A 22,543-nucleotide genomic window follows, 5' to 3' on the forward strand; every position below is an offset into this window, starting at 1 on the left:
CCCCCTACGCCGCAGCCGCGCGAGGTGCGGTCAGCGGCCGAGGCCGCGCAGGCGACGGGGGACGGCGAGGTCGGCCAGGTTGAGGACGGTCAGCGCGACGAGCGCGCGTCCGAGCACCCGCCGCCCGCGGGAGCCAGGCGCCCCGGGTCCGCGCAGGGCGACCGCGGCACCGACCGCGCAGAGCACGGTCTCGGCTCCGGCGAGGACCCAGTACGCGGTCGGCCGCTCGATCCACAACCGCTGGAGGTCGTTGAGATGCCCGGGTTCGGTGGGGACCGTCGTCACCGAGGACCACAGCGCGCGGACGAGCGGCTGGGACTCGATGCGGCGGACGTCGGGCAGGTCTGCCGGGGGGAGCCATCCTTCGGCGACCTCGGCGGCCTCGACGGGCAGCCCGAGGAGCCGCATGAGCGCCGTGAAGGGGTCGTCCGCGTCGGCGTCGTCGAGCAGGGTGGTGAGCCTGTCGGTCTGCGCAGGGCTCAGGTCGAACTGCTGCGCGATCTCGTCGGCGTCAGCCGTCGGAGCACTGAAGTAGTCGTCGACGAGGCTCAGCACGCCCGAGGCCGAGTCGGAGCCGCCCGAGGGGTCGACCCGGAACCAGCGTGGACCCCACTCGTGGGCGGTGACCATCTGCCCGCCACGGACCAGGCCCATGCGACGCCACGGACCGTTGCGCTCGAGCCCGATGGTCGGGGTGCTCGTGGGGCTGGTGACGACGGCCTCGAGGTCTGCTGCAGGCTCGACACCGGCGATCACGGAGATGCCGTCGACCTGCGCGAACCAGAGGTCGGCTCCTGTGAGGTAGGCGAGACGGGGCACTTCGGTCGAGCGGATGCGCCCGACGACAGCTCCGGCGCGCGCCTCGATCACCAGGCCGACGGCGTCGTCCCCGGGGGTCTCACCCGGGATCTCGAGGTCGGTCGCGATCCGGCACGCGACGTCGAGGGCCCGCGCGAGGTAGGCGGCGACGTCGTCGCTCGACAGTGTGGGGTACGGGCCGTCGACGGGGTTCTCGTCGGGGGCCCATCGGACGATGCGTCCGTCGCTCCAGCCGACGGTGCGTGCGACGACCCACTCGGGAGCGCCGAGCACAGCACCGTCCATGAGGTCGGCCGGGACGCCGAGCTGACCGAGCACGTCGGCGACCTCGCCGACGGTCGCGGCGGGCACGTGCTCGATGGCCTCGAGCGGGAGGTCGGCCTCGCCTCGCGGGTCACGAGGTTCCACGGCGATGAAGAGCGGGACGAGGGCGAGCTGGTCTGTTCCGGACGTGACGTCGTGCATGCTCCGAGTCTCACACACGGTGCGCGGGTCGCACGACCGGTCGGGCGGGTCGCACGACAGACCGAGCGGGACGCACGACCAGCCGAGCGGGACGCACGACCGGCAGGGCGGGCGGGCACGACCGGCAGGGCAGGCGGGCACATGGGTCTCGGACGCGAGGTCTGGCAGAGGCGACGACGTCCCTGGGCTGGACACGACAGAGCCCCCGCCACCGACCCGGGTGGGTCGGTGGCAGGGGCACAGGTCTCGCTAGCTGCTCACCCGGGGTGCCACCGACCAGGTCGGCGGCCCACGGAGCGGGTCAGCGTCGATCGCGCACCAGGGCGCGCGTGCGGGTGAGTCTCAGAACAGCGGCTCGGTCGAGATCTCGTCCTCGCCGGGGGCCGTGATGCCGAAGTCCTCGCCCCAGCCGGAGAAGGTCATGTCGACCGTGGCGCCGGCGATCTCGCTCGTCGTGCGGACCATGCGGTCCTGGTCGTCGATCCAGTACTCGTAGGTGAGCTCGGGCGGCAGGGTGCCGCCGGCAGCCTCAGCCTGCTCCTTGAGGTCACCGGTCACCTTGGTGGTGTCCACGACGACCGTGTACTGCTGCGCCTGGACGCCGTCGACGTCGACGGGCTCGCCGACCTTCTCGACCTTGGTGAACGCACCCTCGAAGCCCTCGAGGCTCTTGGTCGGGTCGAGCTGGCTCTCGATGCCGTCGAACTGCCCGGCGAGCGGGTTGCTCTCGTCGGCCGGGTCGATCTTGACGAACTTGCCGCCGCTCATGTCACCGAGGTTCATGTAGAAGATCGCGTCGACGATGCGGATCTCCATGGCGACACCCTGGGCGTCCATGGTCATCGACATGTTCGTGGTGCTGTCGACGAGCTCGACGTCGGCCGAGATGGTGCTCGAGGTGCCCGCAGCCTCCGTCGTCATGTCGAGGCTGTACGAGCCTGCCTCGATCGTGGCGGCCGTGAGGCGCTCCGCGAAGTCGTCCGTGGTGAGGTCGCCCGAGGCCGAGCCGGAGTCGTCGGCCTCGTCCGCACCGTCGGTGGCGGCGTCGTCGGTCGCAGCGTCGTCGGAGGAGGGGTCGGACGACCCGCCGCCGATGACGGACGAGGTGTCCTTGGTGTCGGTCGAGTCGTCCGAGCAGGCCGTGAGGCCGAAGACGCCGATCGAGGCGACTGACAGGACGGCGATTCCGCGTGCGATGCGCATGTTTCTCCTTCGTCGAAAAGCTGTGGTCCACCGGGGGCCGGCACTGCCATGAGCAGAGGACCGAGAGACGTGGCCGGCTGCGGTCTGGCTCGCAGGGTGTGCACCCGGTCGTCTCCTGGGGGGTGTCTTCACAGTAGCCGGGGAGGCGCTGACGAGGGGCGGCTCGCGATGGGCAGAAGTGCCTGGGGAGAGGTCCCCGGCGGGCGGCGACGGAGGCGTCGGGACGCGTCAGACTGCCCCGGTCAACCCGGGGTCGTGCGGTCCGCGGGAGGCCGTGCGGCGAGGCGAGCGGAGGCGAGGGACTGAGCCGGGCCGGTCTCGCCTGGGCGACGGGTGGAGAGACAGCAAGAGCGGCTGCTCCTGTCGATCTCTCGACGGGTGCAGCCGCTCTCACGGTGGCGGTAGCGGTGAGATTCGAACTCACGGTGGACTTTCACCCACACACGCTTTCGAGGCGTGCTCCTTAGGCCGCTCGGACACGCTACCTCGCGCTGAACAGTACCTGGTGGAGCGCCGATCGGTAAAATCGCCTCTGCTCGCGGGCCTGCTGAGCCCTCAGCGGGATGCCACCTGCCCGCTGAGCCCCTTCTCCCCGGCGGCGATGTGCCGGGTGATCCACGGCGTGAAGAAGAAGAACACGGCAGTCAGCCCGAGCGTGACACCGCCGATCATCCCGAAGTACGGCACGAAGTTCTCGGTGAGGTCCGAGGTCGCCGACACGATCTGCGCCGTGATCGCCTGACCAGCGGCAGGTGCGAGGAACCACAGAGCCATCGACTGCGACCTGAAGGCCACGGGTGCGAGCATCGTGGTCGCCGCGAGACCGACCGGCGAGAGGCACAGCTCGCCGAGAGTCTGGAGCGCATAGGTGCCGATGAGCACCCACGAGCTGACCAGGCCGTCGCCCGCGAGCGCGGTCATCCCCGCGAGGAACAGGAAGGACAGCGACGCGAGTGCCAGCCCGATGCCGAACTTCACGGCGGTGCTGGGCCCGCGGCGTCCCAGGCGCATCCACAGCAGCGCGAAGACGGGCGCGAGCAGGATGATGAGGGCGGGGTTGACCGACTGGAAGAACTCCGGCTGGATGGTCAGCCCGAGGACGTCGAGCCGCGTCCTGCTCTCGGCATAGGCGGACATCGACGAGGCAGCCTGCTCGAAGATCATCCAGAACAGCATCGCGGCGACGAACAGCGGGATGTAGGCACGGACCCGTGAGCGCTCGGGCGCGGTGACCTTGGGCGAGCGCAGCATCACGACGAAGTAGATGATCGGCGCCGCGAAGGCGAGATAGCTGATCATGTTGACGATGCCTGAGGTGCCGAAGGACAGCTCCCCGGTCGACAGGCTCGTCGCCGCAAGGGCACCGAGGGCTGCGAGCGCGAGCAGGAGGACCAGGCCGAGGCCGCCACGCACGAGCATCGGGCGGTCGGCAGCCGTGAGCGGGTTGGCGACGTGGTCCCCGGCACCCCCCAGCTGCGCACGACCGAGCACGAAGGCGACGAGCGCGAGGCCCATGCCGACCGCTGCGACGGCGAACCCCGCGTGGTACCCGCCGATGCTCCGCGCCAGTCCGACGAGGAACGGCGCCGTGAAGGAGCCGATGTTGATGCCCATGTAGAAGATCGAGAACCCGGAGTCGCGGCGTTCGTCGTCACGCCCGTAGAGCTCGCCGACCATGCTGGACACGTTGGGCTTGAGCAGCCCGGTCCCGATGGCGACGCAGACGATCCCCGCGAAGGAGACGCCCGCACCGCCGGGCACGGCGAGCAGCACGTGCCCTGCGGCGATGACCATGCCTCCGTAGAGCGTCGCCCGGCGTGAGCCGATGACCCTGTCGGCGAGCCACCCGCCGACGACCGACAGGAGGTAGACGGAGGCCCCGTAGATCGAGGTGACGGCGAGCCCTGTGTCGGAGTCGAGCCCGAGGCCACCGTCCGCGAGGGTGTCCGTCAGGTAGTACAGCAGGATGGCGCGCATGCCGTAGTAGCTGAAGCGCTCCCACAGCTCTGTGCCGAACAGGGTCATCAGGCCGATGGGGTGGCCGAAGAACCTCCGGTCGACGGGGCTGGCGTCTGGGGTGTCTGCAGGCGCCCGGGCGCCGTCGTTCTGGGGCATGGCTCTCAACCTACGCTTTTGGTGCAGGACCACCCGGTGACCATGGTCCTGCGGCTCGGCCGCAGACCGTGCAGGTCGTCCCGGTGCGGCCCCTCTCGTCACTGTCCGCCCCCTTGACGGCCCGTGCCACCGCAGATAGTTTCTACATCGTTGTACTACGACGATGTAGGCCACGGCGGTCGACGACGACCGCACGACAGATCGGACCTTCGCGTGCACCACAGACTCCGGCGGTCGACCGCCACCCTGATCACCGCAGCCGCCCTGGCCCTCGGGCCCGTCGCGCTCGCCGCGCCGGGCTGGGCGGCCGGACCTACGGCCGCTCCCGCCGCCCAGCCCGTGGCCGCCGTCGCCGCCGAGCCTGCGGACGACCCCCTGGGAGGCAAGACTCTCGTCGGCGAGACCTCGCCGATCCACGACCCCGCCCTGGTCGTGGACGACGACGGCACCTGGTACGCCTTCTCGACAGGACGGGTCGGCCGGGAGAACGGCGGGACCATCCAGATCGCCACCTCCCACGACGACGGCACCACCTGGGAGTACGCCGGGACGGTCTGGGACGAGATCCCTGCGTGGATCGACGAGCACTTCGCCGACGGGGCGCTGCCCGACAACCTCTGGGCCCCCGAGGTGTACGAGCACGACGGCACGTACTACCTCTACTACTCGGCGTCACGCTTCGGGACCGACGACTCGCTCACCGCGCTCGCGACCAACGTGACGCTCGACCCGGCCGACCCCGACTACGAGTGGGTCGACCAGGGTCTCGTGGTCGAGTCCCCGGTCTCCGGGCTCCCGGGCGACGTGAGGTTCAACGCGATCGACGCGGGGATCGTCGAGGACGAGGCAGGGAACCCCTTCATGGCGATCGGGTCGTTCTGGTACGGGATCTTCCTCGTGCCGCTCGAGTGGCCGAGCGGCAAGCCCGTCGACGGCTGGCAGGCGCAGACCGTCAACATCGCCGACAGGTTCATGCCGGGCAACCCGGTCGAGGCGCCGTACATCACGCACCGCGACGGCTACTACTACCTCTTCGTGTCCTTCGGTGCGTGCTGCCAGGGAGCCGACTCGACCTACGAGGTCGCCGTCGGACGCTCCGAGTCCGTCACCGGGCCCTACCTGGACCGCGAGGGCAAGGACATGTACGGAGGCGGCGGCACCATCCTGCTCGAGGAGCACGGCGCCGTCGTCGGGCCCGGCGGGCAGTCGGTCTTCGGCGACTACCTGGCCTTCCACTACTACGACGCCTCGAACGAGGAGATCCCGTACTTCCCCACGCTCGGCATCCAGCGGCTCGACTGGGTCGACGGCTGGCCCGTCGCCGACCAGCGCGTCGAGCTGCCGACTGTCGTCACCGGGCCCGACGACGTGACCGTCGCACCTGGGTCGACCGCGACCTTCACGACCACCACGGCGGGGATCCCGTCCCCGGTCGCCGAGTGGGAGACGTCGACCGACGGAGGATCCACGTGGACCGCGGTCGACGAGCAGCCGCGGACGGTGCCTGCGGGGGCAGCGCCTGTCGCTGCGGGCGGTGGGACCTCAGACGGGGACCCGGCGCTCGCCGCGGCTGCCGACGGTGTCGCGACCTCGACCCTCGAGCTCCCCGTCGCCAGCGCCGAGCAGGACGGGACGCTCGTGCGGGCCCGGGTGACCAACGCGCACGGGACCGCAGCCACCGCGACAGCGACCCTCGCCGTCGCTGCACCGCAGCCGCCTGTCATGCCTGGCGAGCCTGCGCCTGAGGTGCCCGGGCCGACGGACAGCCCGGTTCCTGGACCTGGCGACGGAGCAGCCGTCCCGCCCGCACCGGCGACAGGTGAGGGCGCGGCCTCCGGGCAGGCGGGCACAGGCCAGGCCGGCGTGCGCCAGCAGGCCGGGTCGACGCGGACCGGCGCCCTCGCCGAGACGGGCACCTCGCCGGCGCAGGCCGTGGCAGGAGCCCTCGGCCTCGGGCTGCTGGGCGCTGCCGCCGTGGTCCTCGCGCGCCGACGGGACCGGGCCTGACCCCTCGGTGCCCGGGACGGCGACCGCACTGCGCCGACGTCCTCCGCGGAGCCGACGTCCTCCGCGGAGCTGACGTCCTCCGCGGGGCTGACGTCCTCCGAGCGCGCCGGTGTCCTCCGAGGGCGCAGGTGTTCTCGGAGGGCCGAAGGATCTCGGAGGCCGCACGGCCCGTGCGGTCGTAGCCTGGAGAGGTGGACCATGCACAGCCCGAGACACCCTCATCCCCCTCCCTCGCAGACCAGCCGCTCGCCTCGAGCGCCGTCGACGCCGCCGAGCTCCCGCAGGACGCGACGCCAGCCGCCGCCGGAGGTGGTCGTGGCCCGCGCTCGGCTCCGAGCGAGGTGCCCGAGCAGCGACAGTCCCGACCGTCGCCGCGCCGCGACCACCCGGACCCGTCGGAGCAGGACCTCGCCGCGCTCGTCGACCTCGTCCGTGGCCGGCGGGTCGCCGTGCTGACAGGCGCCGGTGTCTCGACCGACTCCGGCATCCCCGACTACCGCGGCCCGGACTCGCCCCCGCGCAACCCGATGACGTACCAGCAGTTCATCGGTGACGAGGCGTTCCGTCGCCACTACTGGGCCCGCAACCACGTCGGGTGGCGGCACGTCGAGCGCACCAGCCCCAACGCCGGGCACCGGGCGCTCACCCGTCTCGAGCAGGCGGGCCTGCTCACCGGGATCATCACGCAGAACGTGGACACCCTGCACGTCGTCGCCGGCTCGACGACGGTCGTCGACCTGCACGGCAGCTTCGACAGGGTGGTCTGCCTCGACTGCGGGCACGTCGTGTCCCGCGAGTCTCTCGCGGAGCGCCTCGAGGCGGCGAACCCCGGCTTCGTCGAGTCGATCGGCGACGTCGCGGACATCGAGATCGCACCCGACGCCGACGCCGTGATCGAGACCACGGCCCACTTCCGCCCCGTCGCCTGCGAGGTCTGCGGCGGCACCCTCAAGCCCGACATCGTGTACTTCGGCGAGATGGTGCCCAAGGCGCGGGTCGCACGAGCCTTCGAGATCGTCGACGAGGCCGACGTGCTGCTGGTCGCGGGCTCGTCGTTGACGGTCCACTCGGGCCTGAGGTTCGTCAAGCACGCGGCGAAGGCAGGTACGCCCGTGGTGATCGTCAACCGCGGCGAGACGCGCGGTGACCCGCTCGCGACGCTCACCATCGACGCGGGCGCGACCCAGACCCTCGAGGCGCTCGCCGAGGCGCTGCTCGACTAGGCCCCGTCTCGCGATCCACGGCCAAGGCCGCTCGACCTACCCTGCTCGACCAGCACTTCCCGGCTGGTCTCCGCCGACGTCCCAGGCGTCGTCGCGCCGGTGCCCTGCGAAGAAGTCGAGCAGCAGCGCTGCGCACTCCTCCTCGCGGACACCGCCGAGCACCTCGACCCTGTGCGTGCTGCGACGGTCGCGGACCAGGTCCCACACCGAACCCGTGGCGCCGGCCTTCTCGTCCCACGCCCCGAGCACGAGCCTGGGCACGCGGGCCAGCATGGTCGCCCCTGCGCACATAGCGCAGGGCTCGAGCGTCACGACGAGGGTGCAACCGGCGAGCCGCCACTCGCCGAGGGTCTGCGCCGCGTCACGCAGCGCGAGCACCTCGGCGTGAGCGGTCGGGTCACCTGTCGCCTCGCGGGCGTTGTGCCCGCGGCCCACGACCTGCCCGTCCGGCCCGACGACCACGGCTCCGACGGGGACGTCCCCCGTGCGCAGGGCCAGGCGGGCCTCGTCGATCGCCAGGCCCATCAGCCGGTCCAGCTCAGGGCGTGGCACCGAGCGAGACGGCGTGCGGGAGGTCATGGCGGCGAGCCTACCGGGGCTCGGCCCGGGCACCACGAGCGCGACGGGCCGTCGCCGAGCGGCTCCGGGTCCGAGGTCGCACGCAGCCGGTCGGGCGACGCTGTAGGTTGTCACCATGCGCTTGCACGTCGCCGACCACCCTCTCGTGGCCCACAAACTCACCGTCCTCCGTAACAAGGAGACGGCGTCCCCGACGTTCCGCCTCCTCGTCGACGAGCTCGTCACCCTGCTGGCCTACGAGGCCACCCGCGAGGTCGCCACCGAGCCCCACACGATCAGCACCCCCGTCGCAGAGACCGTCGGCACGAGGATCGCGGACCCGCGTCCCCTCGTCGTCCCGATCCTGCGCGCCGGGCTGGGCATGCTCGACGGCATGACCCGCCTGCTCCCGACAGCCGAGGTCGGGTTCCTGGGGATGCAGCGCAACGAGGAGACCCTCGAGGCCGTCACCTACGCGAACCGCCTCCCGGACGACCTCACCGGCCGTCAGTGCTTCCTCCTCGACCCGATGCTCGCGACCGGCGGCACGCTCGTCGCCGCGATCGACTTCCTCTTCGACCGCGGGGCGCGCGACGTCACGGCCGTGTGCCTGCTGGCCGCACCCGAGGGCCTCGAGATCCTCGAGAAGGCCGTCGGAGACCGCGGAGACGTCAAGGTGGTCGTCGCAGCCGTCGACGAGCGTCTCGACGAGAACGCCTACATCATCCCGGGCCTCGGCGACGCGGGCGACCGCCTGTACGGCGTGGTCGACTGACCGTCCCGGTCCCAGCACACGACGACGGGCCGCACCCCATGGGGTGCGGCCCGTCGCTGTCTTTCCCCGGCTTGGAGCAGCCTCCTGACTCCCGCCGGTCGCCTCGCGGTACCGTCCCACCGTTGTCTGGTGATCCGGTGGTCTGCTACTCACTGCGCTGTCAGGAGTCGGGAGTCGGGAGCCGGGAGCCGGGAGCCGGGAGTCGGGAGCCGGGAGTCCCACCCTCCGACTGCCGCTCGGTCCGACAGGTGAGACTTCTAGGGATGGGCCTGGTCGATCGCCGTGCGGTCTGAGACTCTGCGCGGGTGACCAGCCCACGCCCGACAGTCGACCCCACCTCGCAGGTGCTGGTCGTCGTCCCCGCGTGCGGCCGTGCGTGCTGTCGGTCCTGACCTCTCCCCGAGCCCAGGACCGATCCTTCCTGCCACAGGTGCAGGACCCGCACACCCGGAGACAGCCATGACGGCGACCGCAGACCTCGCAGCACCCTCAGTCACACGTACCCCCACATCGACGTCCACCGCGCAGGACATCACTCGAGGCGACGCCGGGGCACCACGACCGCAGCAGGGCTTCGTCCTGTGGGTCGGGGTCGCCCCGGACGGGCGCGACCAGCGCACGGCAGAGATCGTCGAGCTGGCCGAGGCACTCGGCGAGCTCGCCCGCGAGCTGTTGCCCACGGCCGAGACCTTCACGGCACTCTCGCTCGGTCAGACGTCCGGAGGGAGGGGCGGCGGGCGGACAGGAGAGCTCGGTGCGCTCCGCGACAGGCTCGCCCACCTCCAGCTCGTCGAGCGCACACCTGCGGTGCAGGACAGGGCGCCGGCGTCCGCAGCCGGGTCCGACGCGGTGCAGCCTGCCGCAGCGGGGTACGACGCGGTGCAGCCTGCCGTCACGGCACCGCGGCTGTCGATCGACCTGCCCTCGCGTCGGGTCTCGGTGCACGGGGTCGAGCAGCGGCTGACCTACAAGGAGTTCGAGCTGCTCGCCTATCTGGTCACCTCCGCGGGACGCGTGGTGCCGCGCAGCGAGCTGTTCGCCTCGGTCTGGCAGTCCCGCGCGACCGAGCCGGGGTCACGCACGATCGACGTCCACGTCCGGCGGCTGCGCGACAAGCTCGGCCTGCAGGTCGAGATCCTCACCGTCCGCGGGGCGGGGTACAGGTTCGAGCCGTCCCCGGACGTCTCGGTCGTCCAGGTCCGCCAGGCGGGGTGAGGCTGTCCCCAGAGGTATAGCCGCACTCAGGTCACCCCTAGGCCGTCCATCCCTCGCGACCGGCTCCCAGACGCAGACAGCCGGCCCACCAGAGGTGGACCGACTGTCGGTGCTGTGTCGCTGCGCGCGGGTGGGGGCCGACGCGTCCGAGCCCGGCGAGAGGTTCAGGACGCTGGCGCGCTGCGGGTCCCAGCAGGTGCGCTCGTCGTGAGACTGCGCAGGTTCGAGGACCTCGGTGAGGTCAGCGTGCTGCGTAGGTGAGGCAGTCGGCGAGGTCGTCCGTCGAGGCGCCCGCACCGATGCGGATCGAGGAGGCCGAGCACTCGAGCGCGACGTTGTGCACGCACTCGGAGCGCTGGCAGGCACCGACCTGGCCGACGACCTTGTCGAGGCCGCCCTTGGCGCTCAGCGGGATGAAGGTGACGCACTCGGCGGCACCGGCGTGGCCGGCGACGGTCACGGCACCGGCGTGGCAGCCGTCGTGGTTGTATCCGCACGACGCGACGGAACACTCGCTGACGTGGGGCAGATCGAGAAGTGCACTCATGATTCCTCCAGCTGTGATGACGATGCTCTCGGTGGCACGCGGGGGTTCTGACGTGCTTTCTCGACCACCGTAGACCGCTCGAGAAATGCTGTATAGCAAGCAAGGACTTACTTACCCGGCGCCATTTCTCATGCGAATAGCGCACATTGTTGTTGCTTAAACGGCCTGACCTGGTGGTTGACCGGGGCGGCCCAGGCGGTGTCCGGACGACGTCCGCGCACGAGATCTGCGCACCTCCCCCGCACAGCCCAGACCCCCTCGCGACCTGCACCGGGACCTGCACCGGGACCTCGCACCTACGATGGAGGCATGGCATCTCCCCGACCTCCACGCCCCTCGTCCGGTGGTGTCGTCGGGATCCTCCGGAGCCGACGGGCACGAGTCTGCCTCGGCGTCGTCGCCGGTCTGGCGGTCCTCGCCCTGGCCGGGCCCGTGGTGTTCGTGCAGGCCCGAGCCGCTGACCACATGTACTCGGCCGACGACGTCCCCGCGACGCCCGTGGCCCTCGTCTTCGGGGCCCGGGTGTACGAGGACGGCACCCCGTCGCAGTTCTTGCGGGCGCGTCTCGACCTCGCCGCGGAGCTCTACGCAGCAGGCTCGGTCGAGGTCCTCCTCGTCACCGGGGACGGACGCCCCGACCACCACGACGAACCTGCGGCGATGAGCAGGTATCTCGTCGAGCAGGGTGTCCCCGAGACGGCGATCGTCCAGGACCCCGCGGGATTCGACACCTACGACTCGTGCGTGCGCGCCGACGAGGTCTACGGGGTGCGTGAGCTCACCGTCGTCACGCAGAGCTTCCACCTCGCCCGCGCGGTGACGACCTGCCGCTCCGTGGGGATCGAGGCTGTCGGGGTCGGTGACACCACGGTCAAGTCACGACGGACGACCTGGGCCAAGACCACCGTGCGCGACCAGCTCGCTGCCATGAAAACCGTCGTCGACCTGGTCACCGACCGTCAGCCGCTCCTCGGCCCACCCGACGACGCCGTCCAGGAGGCACTGGCCGACAGCCCTACGCCCTGACCTCAGCCAGCCGGCGGTGGGCGACCGTCGAGATCGTGACTTCGGAACGAGATCGTGCCGGAGAAGGATCGATCTCGCTCGGAAGTCACGATCTCGTCTAGTTCGCAGCGTCAGCGCTGGGGGCGCCAGAGGACGAGGGCAGCGCGGTCGTCGGCATCGACGACGGTCTCGGTGCCGCGTCGCCAGCCGACCCTGCGCAACCGGCGTCCGCCGCGGACGGCGACGACGTCACCTGAGGACGCAGCCGTGAAGATGCGCGAGCCCGGGTCTGCGGCGGCCGCCAGCAGCTCGACGCGGTGCTCGAGCTCGCGGACCTGCGTCTCGAGGTCGAGGATGCGCTTGATGCCGGCGAGGTTGATGCCCTCGTCCTGGCTGAGCCGCTGGACCTCGACGAGCTGGTGGATGTCGCGCCGGGAGTACCGACGACCGCGCCCGGGCGAGCGCCGGGGCGAGACGATGCCGAGCCTGTCGTACTGCCGCAGGGTCTGCGGGTGCATGCCGGCGAGCTCGGCGGCCCGGGAGATGACGAAGAGAGGCTCGTCGTCCCGGGGCGCCGGGTCGCTCGTCCCACGGTGCGCCATGGTCTACTCCTTCGCTCGGGCCAGGAGGTCTTCCCGGACGTTCTCACCGCCCGTGGCGGCGGCGAAGGCCTCGACCGCCTCGCGGGCTGCCTTGGAGAGCTTCTGCGGGACCGCGACCTGGACGGTGACCAGCAGGTCACCGGTCTGCTTCGCGGTCTTGACGCCACGGCCCTTGACGCGCAGCACGCGCCCGGACGGGGTGCCCTCGGCCACCTTGACCTTGACTGTCGAGCCGTCGAGGGTCGGGACCTCGAGCTGGGTACCGAGCGCGGCCTCGGGGAAGGTGATCGGCACGGTGATCCGCAGGTTGTGCCCGTCGATGCTGAACACCGGGTGCGGGGTCACCGTCACGGCGACCACGAGGTCGCCGGCGGGTCCTCCGCCGGTGCCCGGACGGCCCTTGCCGCGCAGGCGGATCTTCTGGCCGTCGCGCACCCCGGCCGGGATGCGCGCGGTCATCTGGCGCCCGTCGACCGAGAGCGTCACCGTGCAGCCCTCGACGGCCTCGCGGAAGGGCAGGGTCGCAGCCGTCGTGAGGTCCTGACCGGCCTGGGCTCGCGTCTGGGGGCGGAACCCGCCCTGTGCGCCACCGCCGCCGAACATCGAGCTGAGGATGTCGTCGAAGCCGTCGGGCATGCCGCCACCGCCGGTCGAGTACTGCTGGCGACCGCCGCCACCTCCGCCGAACATGCCGCCGAAGACGTCCTCGAAGCCTGCCGAGCCACGGCCGCCCGAGCCTGCGGAGAACCTGGCTCCGCCGCCGGCCATGGCGCGCACGGCGTCGTACTGCTGACGCTGCTCGGGGTCGGAGAGGACGGAGTACGCCTCGCCGATCTCCTTGAACTTCGTCTCGGCCTTCGGGTCGCCGGAGTTCTGGTCCGGGTGGTGCTGGCGCGCCAGCTTGCGGTACGCCTTCTTGATGGACGCGTCGTCGGCGTCCTTCGAGACGCCGAGCGCGGCGTAGAAGTCTTTCTCGATCCAGTCCTGACCGGTCAAGGCGTCTCCTCTCCTCGTGACGTGAGCGACGCCTGTGTGCTCACTCGTGAATGCTGTCTGAAAGATGTGGGCCGGCGTGGGCCGGCAGGCCGTGTCCGCGGTCGGCGGGCCACGGCCGGAACCCGGGTCTGGTCGCTGTGGCGACCAGACCCGGGATCAGCGGTGTGTCAGGCCTCGGGGCCGACGACGGCCACGCGTGCGGCTCGCACGACGCGGTCGCCGATGCGGTACCCGACCTCGACGACGTGCTGGACCGTGGTGGTCTGCGCGTCGGGCGAGGTCTGGTGCATGAGCGCCTCGTGGACGGCGGGGTCGAACTCCTCCCCCACCTCCCCGTACTGCTCGACACCGAAGCGGGTGAGCGTCGCGACGAGCTTGTCCGCGATCGACTCGAAGGGACCTGTGAGGTCTCCCGCCTGGCGGGCCCGCGAGACGTCGTCGAGGACGGGGAGCAGCCCGACGAGCAGCTCCTCGATGCCCCGTGCACGTGCCGCCTCCTGCTCGCGCTTCGCGCGCTTGGAGAAGTTCACGTACTCCGCGTTGAGCCGCTGGAGGTCCGAGAGGCGGTCGGCCGACTCGGCCTGCGCCTTCTCGAGCTCCGTGAGCTCGGCCGCGGGTGCGGGTGCTGCGTCGACGTCGAAGGCCTCGGCGGAGGGCTCGAAGTCGAGACCTTCCAGGGGGTCGTTGCCTTCGGGCGTGTTCTCGGCGCCCGTGCCCTCGTGGCTGGTCACTTCTTGTCGTCCTCGTCGTCGACGATCTCGGCGTCCACGACGTCCTCGTCAGAGGAGGTCGACGACGCGTCGGCGTCGGCCGGTGCGCCCTCGCCGGGCTCGGCCTGCTGGGCGTAGAGCGCCTCGCCGATCTTCTGGGCCACGGTGTTGAGGTTCTCCTGCTTGGCCTTGATCTCGGCGATGTCGGTGCCCTCGAGCGCCGTCTTCACCTCGTCGACAGCAGTCTGGACCTCGGTGCGGACCTCTTCGGGGAGCTTGTCCTCGTTCTCCTTGAGGAGCTTCTCCGTCGAGTACGCGAAGGACTCGGCCTGGTTGCGGGTCTCGGCCTCCTCGCGGCGCGCCTTGTCCTCGGCTGCGTGCTCCTCGGCCTCGCGCACCATGCGGTCGATGTCTTCCTTCGGCAGCGCGGAGCCACCGGTGATCGTCATCGACTGCTCCTTGTTCGTGCCGCGGTCCTTGGCGGACACGTGGACGATGCCGTTGGCGTCGATGTCGAAGGCGACCTCGACCTGCGGCACGCCGCGCGGCGCGGGAGCGATGCCCGTGAGCTCGAAGGTGCCCAGCGGCTTGTTGTCGCGGGCGAACTCGCGCTCACCCTGGAACACCTGGATGAGGACGGAGGGCTGGTTGTCCTCGGCGGTCGAGAAGATCTCGGAGCGCTTGGTCGGGATGGCCGTGTTGCGCTCGATGAGCTTGGTCATCACGCCGCCCTTGGTCTCGATGCCGAGAGACAGCGGGGTCACGTCGATGAGCAGGATGTCCTTGCGCTCACCCTTGATGACACCGGCCTGGAGGGCAGCACCGACGGCGACGACCTCGTCCGGGTTGACGCCCTTGTTGGGCTCCTTGCCACCGGTGAGCTCCTTGACGACGTCCGTCACCGCGGGCATGCGGGTCGAGCCACCGACGAGGACGATGTGGTCGATGTCGCTGATGGAGACGCCTGCGTCGCGGATGACGGCGTGGAACGGTGCCTTCGTCCGGTCGAGGAGGTCCTGGGTCATCTGCTGGAACTGCGCACGCGTGAGCTTGGAGTCCAGGTGGATGGGGCCGTTCTCGCTCATCGAGAGGTACTGCATCGAGATGTTGGTGCTGGTGGCCGAGGAGAGCTCCTTCTTGGCCTGCTCAGCAGCCTCGCGCAGACGCTGGAGCGCGATCTTGTCCTTGGACAGGTCGACACCCGAGGAGTTCTTGACCTCCTTGATGAGGTGCTCGACGATCCGGCTGTCCCAGTCGTCACCACCGAGGCGGTTGTCACCGGAGGTCGCGCGGACCTGGATGGTCGAGAACTCGTCCTCGTCCTTGCCCACCTCGAGGAGGGAGACGTCGAAGGTTCCACCACCGAGGTCGAAGACGAGGATGAGCTCGTCCTCCTTGCCCTTCTCGAGACCGTAGGCGAGAGCAGCGGCGGTGGGCTCGTTGACGATGCGCAGGACGTTGAGGCCTGCGATCTGGCCGGCGTCCTTGGTCGCCTGGCGCTCGGCGTCGTTGAAGTACGCGGGGACGGTGATGACGGCGTCGGTCACCGGCTCGCCCAGGTACTCCTCGGCGTCACGCTTCAGCTTGCCCAGGATGCGCGCGGAGAGCTCCTGCGCGGAGTACTTCTTGTCGTCGATCTCGACCGACCAGTCGGTGCCCATGTGGCGCTTGACCGACGCGATGGTGCGGTCGACGTTGGTGACGGCCTGACGCTTGGCGATCTCGCCGACGAGGACCTCGCCGGTCTTGGAGAACGCGACGACGGAGGGGGTGGTGCGAGCGCCCTCGGCGTTCGCGATGACGGTGGGCTCGCCACCTTCGAGGACGGAGACGACGGAGTTGGTGGTACCGAGGTCGATGCCGACTGCACGTGCCATGGGTGATGCCTTCCTTCCGAGCGGCGGCCGGGTCGCGGTGCTGGTGCACCTGCGTCGCCCGTCCGACGAGCTGATTGAGTCTGTTCCACTCAAGTCTGCACCCGGCTCGATCGGAGAGCAAGCCGTCGGGGTCAAACTTGAGTCTGCTTGGCTCAACCTTGGATCGCTCGATCGTATTCCCGCCCGCGCTGGCGCGGCTACGACGCTGCGCGCGCAGTGGTCGCCCGGCTGGGCGCGGCGGGTTCACCGCCGCGCCCAGCCCGCCCGACCCGCTCGTCGCGGCCCGGGAACGGTCAGGACGTCAGGCCTCGCTCAGGCCAGGTCGACCCGGTCCGCCTGCGGCCCGCGGTCGCTCTGCCGAACCTGGAAGCGGACCCGGTCGCCCTCGTACAGCTCCTGCCCGTCCCGCACGACCGAGACGTGCACGAAGAGGTCGGGGCCGCCGGAGTCTGGCGTGATGAAGCCGAACCCGCGGTCCGCGTCATAGCGCGCCACGACACCCTCGCCGCCGCGCGCCGGGGTGCGAGACGCCTCCGGACGCCGTGACGAGTCGCGGCCCGGGGCGCTGCGCGCACCTCGGCCCGTCCCGCCCACGACCCGGACGTCCTGGGCCTGCGGACCCCGGTCGCCGGGGACGACGCTGAAGCTCACGCGCTCGCCCTCGACCAGCTCGGTGGCACCTCCGGTGAGGGACCGGGCGTGGACGAAGGCGTCCGGCTCGCCGGAGTCGGGGGTGACGAAGCCGAAGCCCTTGCCCGCGTCGTACCAGCTGACTGTGCCGTCGGCGCCGTCAGCGCCGCTGGGGCCCGCAGCCTGCACGCTGGCGGCCTGGGCGCCGAGCGGCAGGAGGTGGTCCGCCTGCGGCCCCTTCTCGCCCTCGACGACAAGGAACGCGACCCGCTGCCCCTCGGCGATCACACCCCCGCCGACGATGGCGGAGCTGTGCGCGAAGATCTCGGCGCCTCCGCCGTCGGGCGTGACGAAACCGTAGCCCTTGGCCGGCTCGTACCAGGTGACGGTGCCGAGCTGGCCCAGGGCCGCGTCGACGGCGACGTCACCGGTGATCTTGACGCTACGGGCCTGCGGGCCACGGTCGCCTTCGCCGATCTCGAACTCGACGGACTGCCCCTCGCGGAGCGACTGCGTCCCGTCGTCGTTGCCGACGATCTCAGACGCGTGCACGAACAGGTCCTCGGCGTCGTCGAGGGCTAGGAAGCCGAACCCTCGCTCGGCGTCGAACCAGCGGACGGTTCCCTGGGGCATGACGGACTCCTCATGTTGACGATGGTTGCTGCTCCCAGTCTCCCTGATGGCGGTCCGGTCCCGGAGCACCACCGCAAGCCGGACATGTATACGCTTACATCAGACCTCCGCGCCGTCTCCGCTCCCACTGCGGCCCCGGCGACCCCTCGGACCGAAGGACCTGACGTGCCCACTCCCCTGACCACCCTGACCGCCCCCGACGGGACAGTCTTCCGCGACCTCGACAAGGACGGCGTCATGGCGCCCTTCGAGGACCCGCGCGAGCCCGTCGAGGCCCGGGTCGACGACCTCCTCGGTCGCATGACGCTCGAGGAGAAGGCCGGTCTGATGTTCCAGACGGTCATCGAGACCAGCCCGGACGGCTCCCTCGTCGAGCAGACCGGTGCGATCAGCAAGTCCCCGACGACCGTCGTGGTCCAGGAGAAGCTGCTCAACCACTTCAACGTGCACGTGCTGCCCGAGGGGCGCCTCGCGGCCCGCTGGCACAACAACCTGCAGGCCCTCGCCGAGCAGACACGCCTCGGCATCCCAGTGACGGTCTCGACCGACCCGCGGCACGCCTTCCACGAGAACACCGGGGCGTCCTTCGCAGCCGGGTTCTTCTCGCAGTGGCCCGACTCCCTCGGCCTCGCGGCGATCGGCGACGCCGAGCTCGTCCGCGAGTTCGCCGACGCCGCCCGCCAGGAGTACCTGTCCGTGGGTATCCGCGCTGCGCTGCACCCCTGCGTCGACCTCGCGACGGAGCCTCGCTGGGCCCGCCAGCTCAACACCTTCGGTGAGACATCCCAGCTCGTCAGCGACTTCACGGCCGCGTATCTCGACGGGTTCCAGGGACCCGGCGGAGAGCTGACCGCCGAGTCGGTCGCCTGCACCACCAAGCACTTCCCGGGCGGCGGACCGCAGAAGGACGGCGAGGACGCTCACTTCCCCTACGGCCGCGAGCAGGTCTACACGGGCGGGACCTTCGAGGAGCACCTCGCCCCCTTCAAGGTCGCCCTCGAGCACAAGACCTCGGCGATGATGCCGTACTACGGCATGCCGGTGGACCTCGTGGTCGACGGCGAGAAGATCGAAGAGGTCGGCTTCGGCTACAACAAGCAGATCGTCACCGGCCTGCTCCGCGAGAAGATGGGCTTCGACGGGGTGGTCGTCACCGACTGGGAGCTCGTCAACGACAACAAGGTCGCGACGGGGCAGGTCCTGCCCGCCCGCGCGTGGGGTGTCGAGCACCTCGACGCACCGGGGCGCATGGAGAAGATCATCCACGCGGGCTGCGACCAGTTCGGCGGCGAAGAGTGCCCCGACCTGCTGGTCCAGCTGGTCCGCGAGGGACGCGTCACCGAAGACCGCATCGACGCGTCCGTGCGCCGTCTGCTCCGCGTGAAGTTCGAGCTCGGGCTCTTCGACGACCCCTACGTCGACGAAGATGCCGCTGAGGCGATCGTCGGCCGCGCCGACCTCGTCGCCGCCGGCCTGTCCGCACAGAGCCGCTCGGTCACCGTCCTCAAGAACGGTGACGTCGACGGCCGTCCGGTCCTGCCGCTCGGCGGTGACCGGCGCGTCTACGTCATGGGCATGTCCGCCGAGGAGGCCGCCCGCCTCGGGACCGTCGTGACCGACCCGGCCGAGGCCGACGTCGCCGTCGTGCGCGTCAACGCCCCGTGGGAGCACCGCGACTCGATGTTCCTCGAGGCGTACTTCCACCAGGGGTCGCTCGACTTCTCCGCCGAGACCGTCGCTGAGATCACGGCGCTCGCCGCACAGGTGCCCGTCGTCCTCGACGTCATGCTCGACCGCCCGGCGATCCTCACGCCGCTCGTCGACGTCGCGACGGCGATCGTCGGGACCTACGGCACGTCGGACCCCGCGCTGGTGGCCGCGCTCACCGGTGAGGTCGCGCCCGAAGGACGCCTGCCGTTCCAGCTGCCCCGCTCGATGGAGGCCGTCGCGGCGTCGCGCCCGGATGTCGCGTCCGACACTGCGGACGCCGTGTTCGAGGCAGGGCACGGGCTGCGGATCTGACTCCCATCGGGGCCGGTCGACTGCCGACCGGCCCCGAGCGGCGACCCGGACCACGGGCACGAGTCTCTTGGCTCGTGCCCGGAGGTGCCGGGTCGTCGTCCCGCTGCCGATCCGACAGATCGCGAGCTGAGTCCGCCCGGCCCGCACCGGGGTTCCACGCTCGGGACCGGTGGTCTCCACAGTCTGTCCGCACGTCGCTCGTATCATTCAGCCATGACCAGTCGTGACCTGCGCCGAGCCCTCTCCACAGCCGTCGTAGCGGTCCCCGTCATGACGATCGTCGGGTGGATCCTGGGACTACCCGCGTGGAGCCAGGCCGACCCGCCGCCGAACGCCCTCGTCGGCGCGGCGTGGGGTGCGGTGGTCGGCGTGGTCCTCAGTCTCGTGTCCGCACTCGTGGCCTCGGTCCGGGAGTCTCTCTGGGCCGCTCCTCCTGCCGGAGACGACAGTGCGGCGTACCGGACGGAGCAGCGGGCGGTGCGCGATGCGGTCGTGCGCACCTTCCCTACGGCTCTCACGGTGCTCGCCGTCGCCGCCGGGATCAGCGCTCTGTCCCCCGCTGTCGTCGGACGGCTCGCGCCGGCCGTCGGGGTCGTCGTCGTGATCGTGCTGTTCCGCGCGCGGGTGGCGACCAACCGCAAGGACCTGTCGCTCGACGAGTGACCTCGGGTCGGGCGAGAACAAGCACGGGCCTCATCCCGGTCCTGGACCGACCTGCCGCCCGCAGACGAGCCACGCCCTCCGCCGAACCAGCCAGCCGATCAGCGGTCTGACGACGATCCCCCGCAGCAGGAGCAGCCGCCATCGCCTGACCCGGTGACTGCCGAGCCCTCTCGGGACGAGTCGGCCGCCACGTCCTTGGCCAGCAGATCGGGCCGGTCTGTGAGCCCGCCGGGCTGGACGGCGAGCACTCGGGGACGGTCGGCGAGCCGGGTGTCTGCGCCTGCAGCCGGTTCCTCCCTCCCCTCATCCGGCACGGCGGTCTCGCACCCGTGCAGCGACGCCCCCGGAGCGCAGCACCCGTCACCACGCCAGGCCTGAACACCTTCCCGTACGGCGATGGCCGCGATGACCAGCGCCGCGATCGGGTCGGCCCACGACCAGCCGAGCAACGAGTTGAGCAGCAGCCCGACGAGCAGGACTGCCGAGAGATAGGTGCAGAGCAGAGTCTGCTGAGAGTCGGCGACAGCCGTCGCAGAGCCGAGCTCGCGACCTGTGCGGCGCTCGAACCACGAGAGGAAGGGCATGACGGCGAGGCTGACCGCCGCGAGGACGATGCCGACGGTCGAGTGGTCGGGGTCGCTGCCGCCGAGCAGGGTGCGCAGGGCGTCGACCGACACGAAGAGCGCAAGACCGAAGAACGACAGGGCCACCACCCGCAGCGCGACGCGCTCACGGGTCTCCGGGTCGGGGGCGCTGAACTGCCAGGCGACAGCAGCTGCGGAGAGCACCTCGACGATCGAGTCGAGGCCGAAGCCGACGAGGGCGGCCGAACCAGCGACGGTCCCTGCCGAGATCGCGACGACAGCCTCGATGACGTTGTAGGTGATGGTGACCGCGACGACCCAGCGGACGCGGCGCTCGAGGACGCTGCGTCGGGCAGCCGTCAGCGGAGCAGGCGCTGTGCGCACGTGGGTGCTCACGAGCAGGTGCACCCGTCGTCGGAGCAGCACGCCGGGTCGACGCGCAGCACCAGCTCGAGGAGGTCGCCGAGCGCGGGCCCGAGGTGCGCGTCGGTCAGGGTGTAGCGGGTACGGCGACCGTCGGGCTCACCCTGGACGAGGCCGCAGCCGCGCAGGCACGCCAGCTGGTTGGACATGACCTGCCGCGAGACGCCGAGGGCCTCGGCCATGTCCCCCGGGTACGCGGGGCCGTCACGCAGGACGAGCAGGATCCTGGCGCGCGTCTCGTCGGACAGCGCGTGCCCGAGACGCGCGAGCGCGGCGGTGTGGTTGAGGGTGACGGTCTCCATGCAGCGACTGTACAGGCGGTCGTGTATTCACGGAACCCTGTATCGCCGGACGGGGCTACGGACGGACGATCCTTCGAGGCCGCACCCCGGACAGAAGCCGGCTGCCTCGGCGCCAGGTCGCACCGCCTGCCCCAGGCCGCACCGTCCGCGCCCAGGTCGTACAGACACGCCAGATCGGAGGCTCGCGATGCTGCATCTCGCGTGTCTGTACGACCTCGCAGCTGGGCGTACGACCTCGCGGTTGGCTGGCCGACCTCGCGGTGAGGTGTGCGACCACCGGGTGGGCGTGCGACCTCGGGGTGACCGGGGTCAGGCTGGTCGGTTCACCCGGCCCGCCCGAAGCGCGATCCGGTCTGTCGCCACCAGGCACAGGGCGCCGAGCAGCACGCACGGCACCAGCACCCCGAGCGGCGCGACGAGGCCGAAGGGCACGGGGGCCAGCTCCTGCGCCGGGGTCGCGGCGGCACGGACGAGCATCGGGGCCGAGGTGTCGGAGCCGTAGGACACGACGAGCGGCCAGAGGTACTGCTGACCGTGGACCCACGCCACGACGAGACCACTGAGGCCGGCCAGACCGAGGACCGGGGCGACGGCAGACCGCACCGCGCCGTCCACCCCGGCGTCCCGGCTGCGCCGGAGGTCGGCGAAGACGAGCGTGAAGAGCACGAGGAGCGGGACGCTGACCCACAACGGCGAGACCAGTCCTCGCAGCGTCCCGAGCGTGCCCTCGTCAGCACCAGCCTCGAACAGGGCGGGCAGCAACGACGTCGTGCTGACGAGGACGAACGGCGAGAAGGCCAGCAGCAACCACTCGCTGCGGCGTCCGGCGGGCCGCAGGTACCCGATGCCGAAGCCGCCGACGACGGCGAGACCCACGACGATCAGACCGGTGAGCGCCGAGGACAACCACGTAGTGATCTGGAGCGTCGTCGAGTCGATCGACGGTGCGACCTCGGTCTCGAGGATCCCCTGCAGCCACGGCCACGCCACGACGACCGAGGCCACGGCGAGAGCAGAGACGAGGACGACCGAGAGCACCGAGGCGACAGACGTCCGCGACTCCGTGCCGCCCCCGGCGCCAGACGCACGGCTGGCGCCCGCCGCCGACTGCACCCCGGCCCCGGCCGAGACCGAGGGAGAGGTGGAGGCGGAGGTGGCTACCGCAGAGG

General features: G+C 71.0%; 19 protein-coding genes, 1 tRNA gene and 1 pseudogene. 7 read left to right on the forward strand and 14 right to left on the reverse strand.

Annotated elements, in window-relative coordinates; translation table 11 throughout:
• Positions 1 to 30: 30 nt before the first annotated feature.
• From HZZ10_RS12720 to HZZ10_RS12735, 4 genes are all read right to left on the reverse strand, one after another.
• Complete coding sequence (locus tag HZZ10_RS12720) at positions 31 to 1,284, reverse strand: hypothetical protein (RefSeq protein ID WP_179913793.1); 1,254 nt, start codon at positions 1,282 to 1,284, stop codon at positions 31 to 33.
• A gap of 342 nt (positions 1,285 to 1,626) precedes the next feature.
• A complete protein-coding gene (locus HZZ10_RS12725; RefSeq protein ID WP_179913794.1) occupies positions 1,627 to 2,487 on the reverse strand; it encodes an SCO4651 family lipoprotein in 861 nt (286 codons plus the stop codon).
• A gap of 396 nt (positions 2,488 to 2,883) precedes the next feature.
• Positions 2,884 to 2,973 (reverse strand) — tRNA-Ser (locus HZZ10_RS12730).
• 69 nt (positions 2,974 to 3,042) lie between these two features.
• Positions 3,043 to 4,602, reverse strand: a complete 1,560-nt coding sequence (locus HZZ10_RS12735; RefSeq protein WP_179913795.1) for a peptide MFS transporter — start codon at positions 4,600 to 4,602, stop codon at positions 3,043 to 3,045.
• A 213-nt stretch (positions 4,603 to 4,815) separates the two neighbouring features.
• On the opposite strand from HZZ10_RS12735, the gene HZZ10_RS12740 reads away from it, so the two are divergent.
• Together HZZ10_RS12740 and HZZ10_RS12745 are read left to right on the forward strand one after the other, a co-directional pair.
• Entirely contained in the window at positions 4,816 to 6,609 is a 1,794-nt protein-coding gene (locus HZZ10_RS12740; protein ID WP_308507573.1) for an arabinan endo-1,5-alpha-L-arabinosidase, read from the forward strand.
• 341 nt (positions 6,610 to 6,950) lie between these two features.
• On the forward strand, positions 6,951 to 7,832 hold the full coding sequence (locus HZZ10_RS12745; RefSeq protein ID WP_179913803.1) for an NAD-dependent protein deacetylase: 882 nt from the start codon (positions 6,951 to 6,953) through the stop codon (positions 7,830 to 7,832).
• A gap of 36 nt (positions 7,833 to 7,868) precedes the next feature.
• Here the strand turns inward: HZZ10_RS12745 and HZZ10_RS12750 are convergent, their stop codons facing one another.
• A complete protein-coding gene (locus HZZ10_RS12750; protein WP_179913804.1) occupies positions 7,869 to 8,357 on the reverse strand; it encodes a nucleoside deaminase in 489 nt (162 codons plus the stop codon).
• A 169-nt stretch (positions 8,358 to 8,526) separates the two neighbouring features.
• Between HZZ10_RS12750 and upp the strand changes: the two genes are divergently transcribed.
• Both upp and HZZ10_RS12760 read left to right on the forward strand, forming a co-directional pair.
• On the forward strand, positions 8,527 to 9,165 hold the full coding sequence (gene upp, locus HZZ10_RS12755; RefSeq protein ID WP_056135721.1) for a uracil phosphoribosyltransferase: 639 nt from the start codon (positions 8,527 to 8,529) through the stop codon (positions 9,163 to 9,165).
• A 459-nt stretch (positions 9,166 to 9,624) separates the two neighbouring features.
• Complete coding sequence (locus tag HZZ10_RS12760; RefSeq protein WP_179913796.1) at positions 9,625 to 10,380, forward strand: winged helix-turn-helix domain-containing protein; 756 nt, start codon at positions 9,625 to 9,627, stop codon at positions 10,378 to 10,380.
• A gap of 241 nt (positions 10,381 to 10,621) precedes the next feature.
• Here HZZ10_RS12760 and HZZ10_RS12765 read toward each other — a convergent pair whose 3' ends face one another.
• Positions 10,622 to 10,927 carry a DUF1540 domain-containing protein gene (locus HZZ10_RS12765; RefSeq protein WP_056135717.1) on the reverse strand — a complete coding sequence of 102 codons (306 nt, stop codon included), beginning with the start codon at positions 10,925 to 10,927 and terminating at the stop codon, positions 10,622 to 10,624.
• 309 nt (positions 10,928 to 11,236) lie between these two features.
• Here HZZ10_RS12765 and HZZ10_RS12770 point away from each other — a divergent pair, with 309 nt between their 5' ends.
• Positions 11,237 to 11,953 (forward strand): SanA/YdcF family protein, encoded by a 717-nt coding sequence (locus HZZ10_RS12770; protein ID WP_179913797.1) that lies wholly within the window; start codon positions 11,237 to 11,239, stop codon positions 11,951 to 11,953.
• 110 nt (positions 11,954 to 12,063) lie between these two features.
• On the opposite strand, the gene HZZ10_RS12775 is transcribed toward HZZ10_RS12770, so the two are convergent.
• From HZZ10_RS12775 to HZZ10_RS19850, 5 genes are all read right to left on the reverse strand, one after another.
• The gene (locus HZZ10_RS12775) at positions 12,064 to 12,534 is read right to left on the reverse strand and encodes a heat shock protein transcriptional repressor HspR (protein ID WP_056135714.1); all 471 of its coding nucleotides are present in this window, start codon (positions 12,532 to 12,534) and stop codon (positions 12,064 to 12,066) included.
• Between the two features lie 3 nt (positions 12,535 to 12,537).
• A complete protein-coding gene (locus HZZ10_RS12780) occupies positions 12,538 to 13,530 on the reverse strand; it encodes a DnaJ C-terminal domain-containing protein (protein ID WP_056135710.1) in 993 nt (330 codons plus the stop codon).
• Between the two features lie 167 nt (positions 13,531 to 13,697).
• Positions 13,698 to 14,261 carry a nucleotide exchange factor GrpE gene (locus HZZ10_RS12785; RefSeq protein ID WP_056135707.1) on the reverse strand — a complete coding sequence of 188 codons (564 nt, stop codon included), beginning with the start codon at positions 14,259 to 14,261 and terminating at the stop codon, positions 13,698 to 13,700.
• The gene (dnaK, locus tag HZZ10_RS12790; RefSeq protein WP_179913798.1) at positions 14,258 to 16,117 is read right to left on the reverse strand and encodes a molecular chaperone DnaK; all 1,860 of its coding nucleotides are present in this window, start codon (positions 16,115 to 16,117) and stop codon (positions 14,258 to 14,260) included. Before dnaK ends, HZZ10_RS12785 begins: the two co-directional genes overlap by 4 nt.
• Before the next feature lie 312 nt (positions 16,118 to 16,429).
• Positions 16,430 to 17,380: a cold-shock protein gene (locus HZZ10_RS19850; RefSeq protein ID WP_179913799.1), complete on the reverse strand. Its 951-nt coding sequence runs from the start codon at positions 17,378 to 17,380 to the stop codon at positions 16,430 to 16,432.
• Between the two features lie 165 nt (positions 17,381 to 17,545).
• On the opposite strand from HZZ10_RS19850, the gene HZZ10_RS12800 reads away from it, so the two are divergent.
• Both HZZ10_RS12800 and HZZ10_RS12805 read left to right on the forward strand, forming a co-directional pair.
• On the forward strand, positions 17,546 to 19,402 hold the full coding sequence (locus HZZ10_RS12800) for a glycoside hydrolase family 3 protein (RefSeq protein ID WP_179913800.1): 1,857 nt from the start codon (positions 17,546 to 17,548) through the stop codon (positions 19,400 to 19,402).
• A gap of 213 nt (positions 19,403 to 19,615) precedes the next feature.
• Positions 19,616 to 20,065, forward strand: coding sequence for a hypothetical protein (locus tag HZZ10_RS12805; protein ID WP_056135687.1), 450 nt, complete (start codon positions 19,616 to 19,618; stop codon positions 20,063 to 20,065).
• A gap of 332 nt (positions 20,066 to 20,397) precedes the next feature.
• Here the strand turns inward: HZZ10_RS12805 and HZZ10_RS12810 are convergent.
• The 3 genes and pseudogenes from HZZ10_RS12810 to HZZ10_RS12820 form a co-directional block, all read right to left on the reverse strand.
• Positions 20,398 to 21,033: pseudogene (locus tag HZZ10_RS12810) on the reverse strand (cation efflux transmembrane domain-containing protein); the annotation flags it as partial.
• A gap of 8 nt (positions 21,034 to 21,041) precedes the next feature.
• A complete protein-coding gene (locus HZZ10_RS12815) occupies positions 21,042 to 21,374 on the reverse strand; it encodes an ArsR/SmtB family transcription factor (protein WP_179913801.1) in 333 nt (110 codons plus the stop codon).
• A 309-nt stretch (positions 21,375 to 21,683) separates the two neighbouring features.
• Positions 21,684 to 22,543: hypothetical protein (locus tag HZZ10_RS12820; RefSeq protein WP_218928741.1), on the reverse strand; the 860-nt coding region annotated here is incomplete at its 5' end.

Source organism: Sanguibacter inulinus, assembly GCF_013415325.1.
Lineage (GTDB): Bacteria > Actinomycetota > Actinomycetes > Actinomycetales > Cellulomonadaceae > Sanguibacter > Sanguibacter inulinus.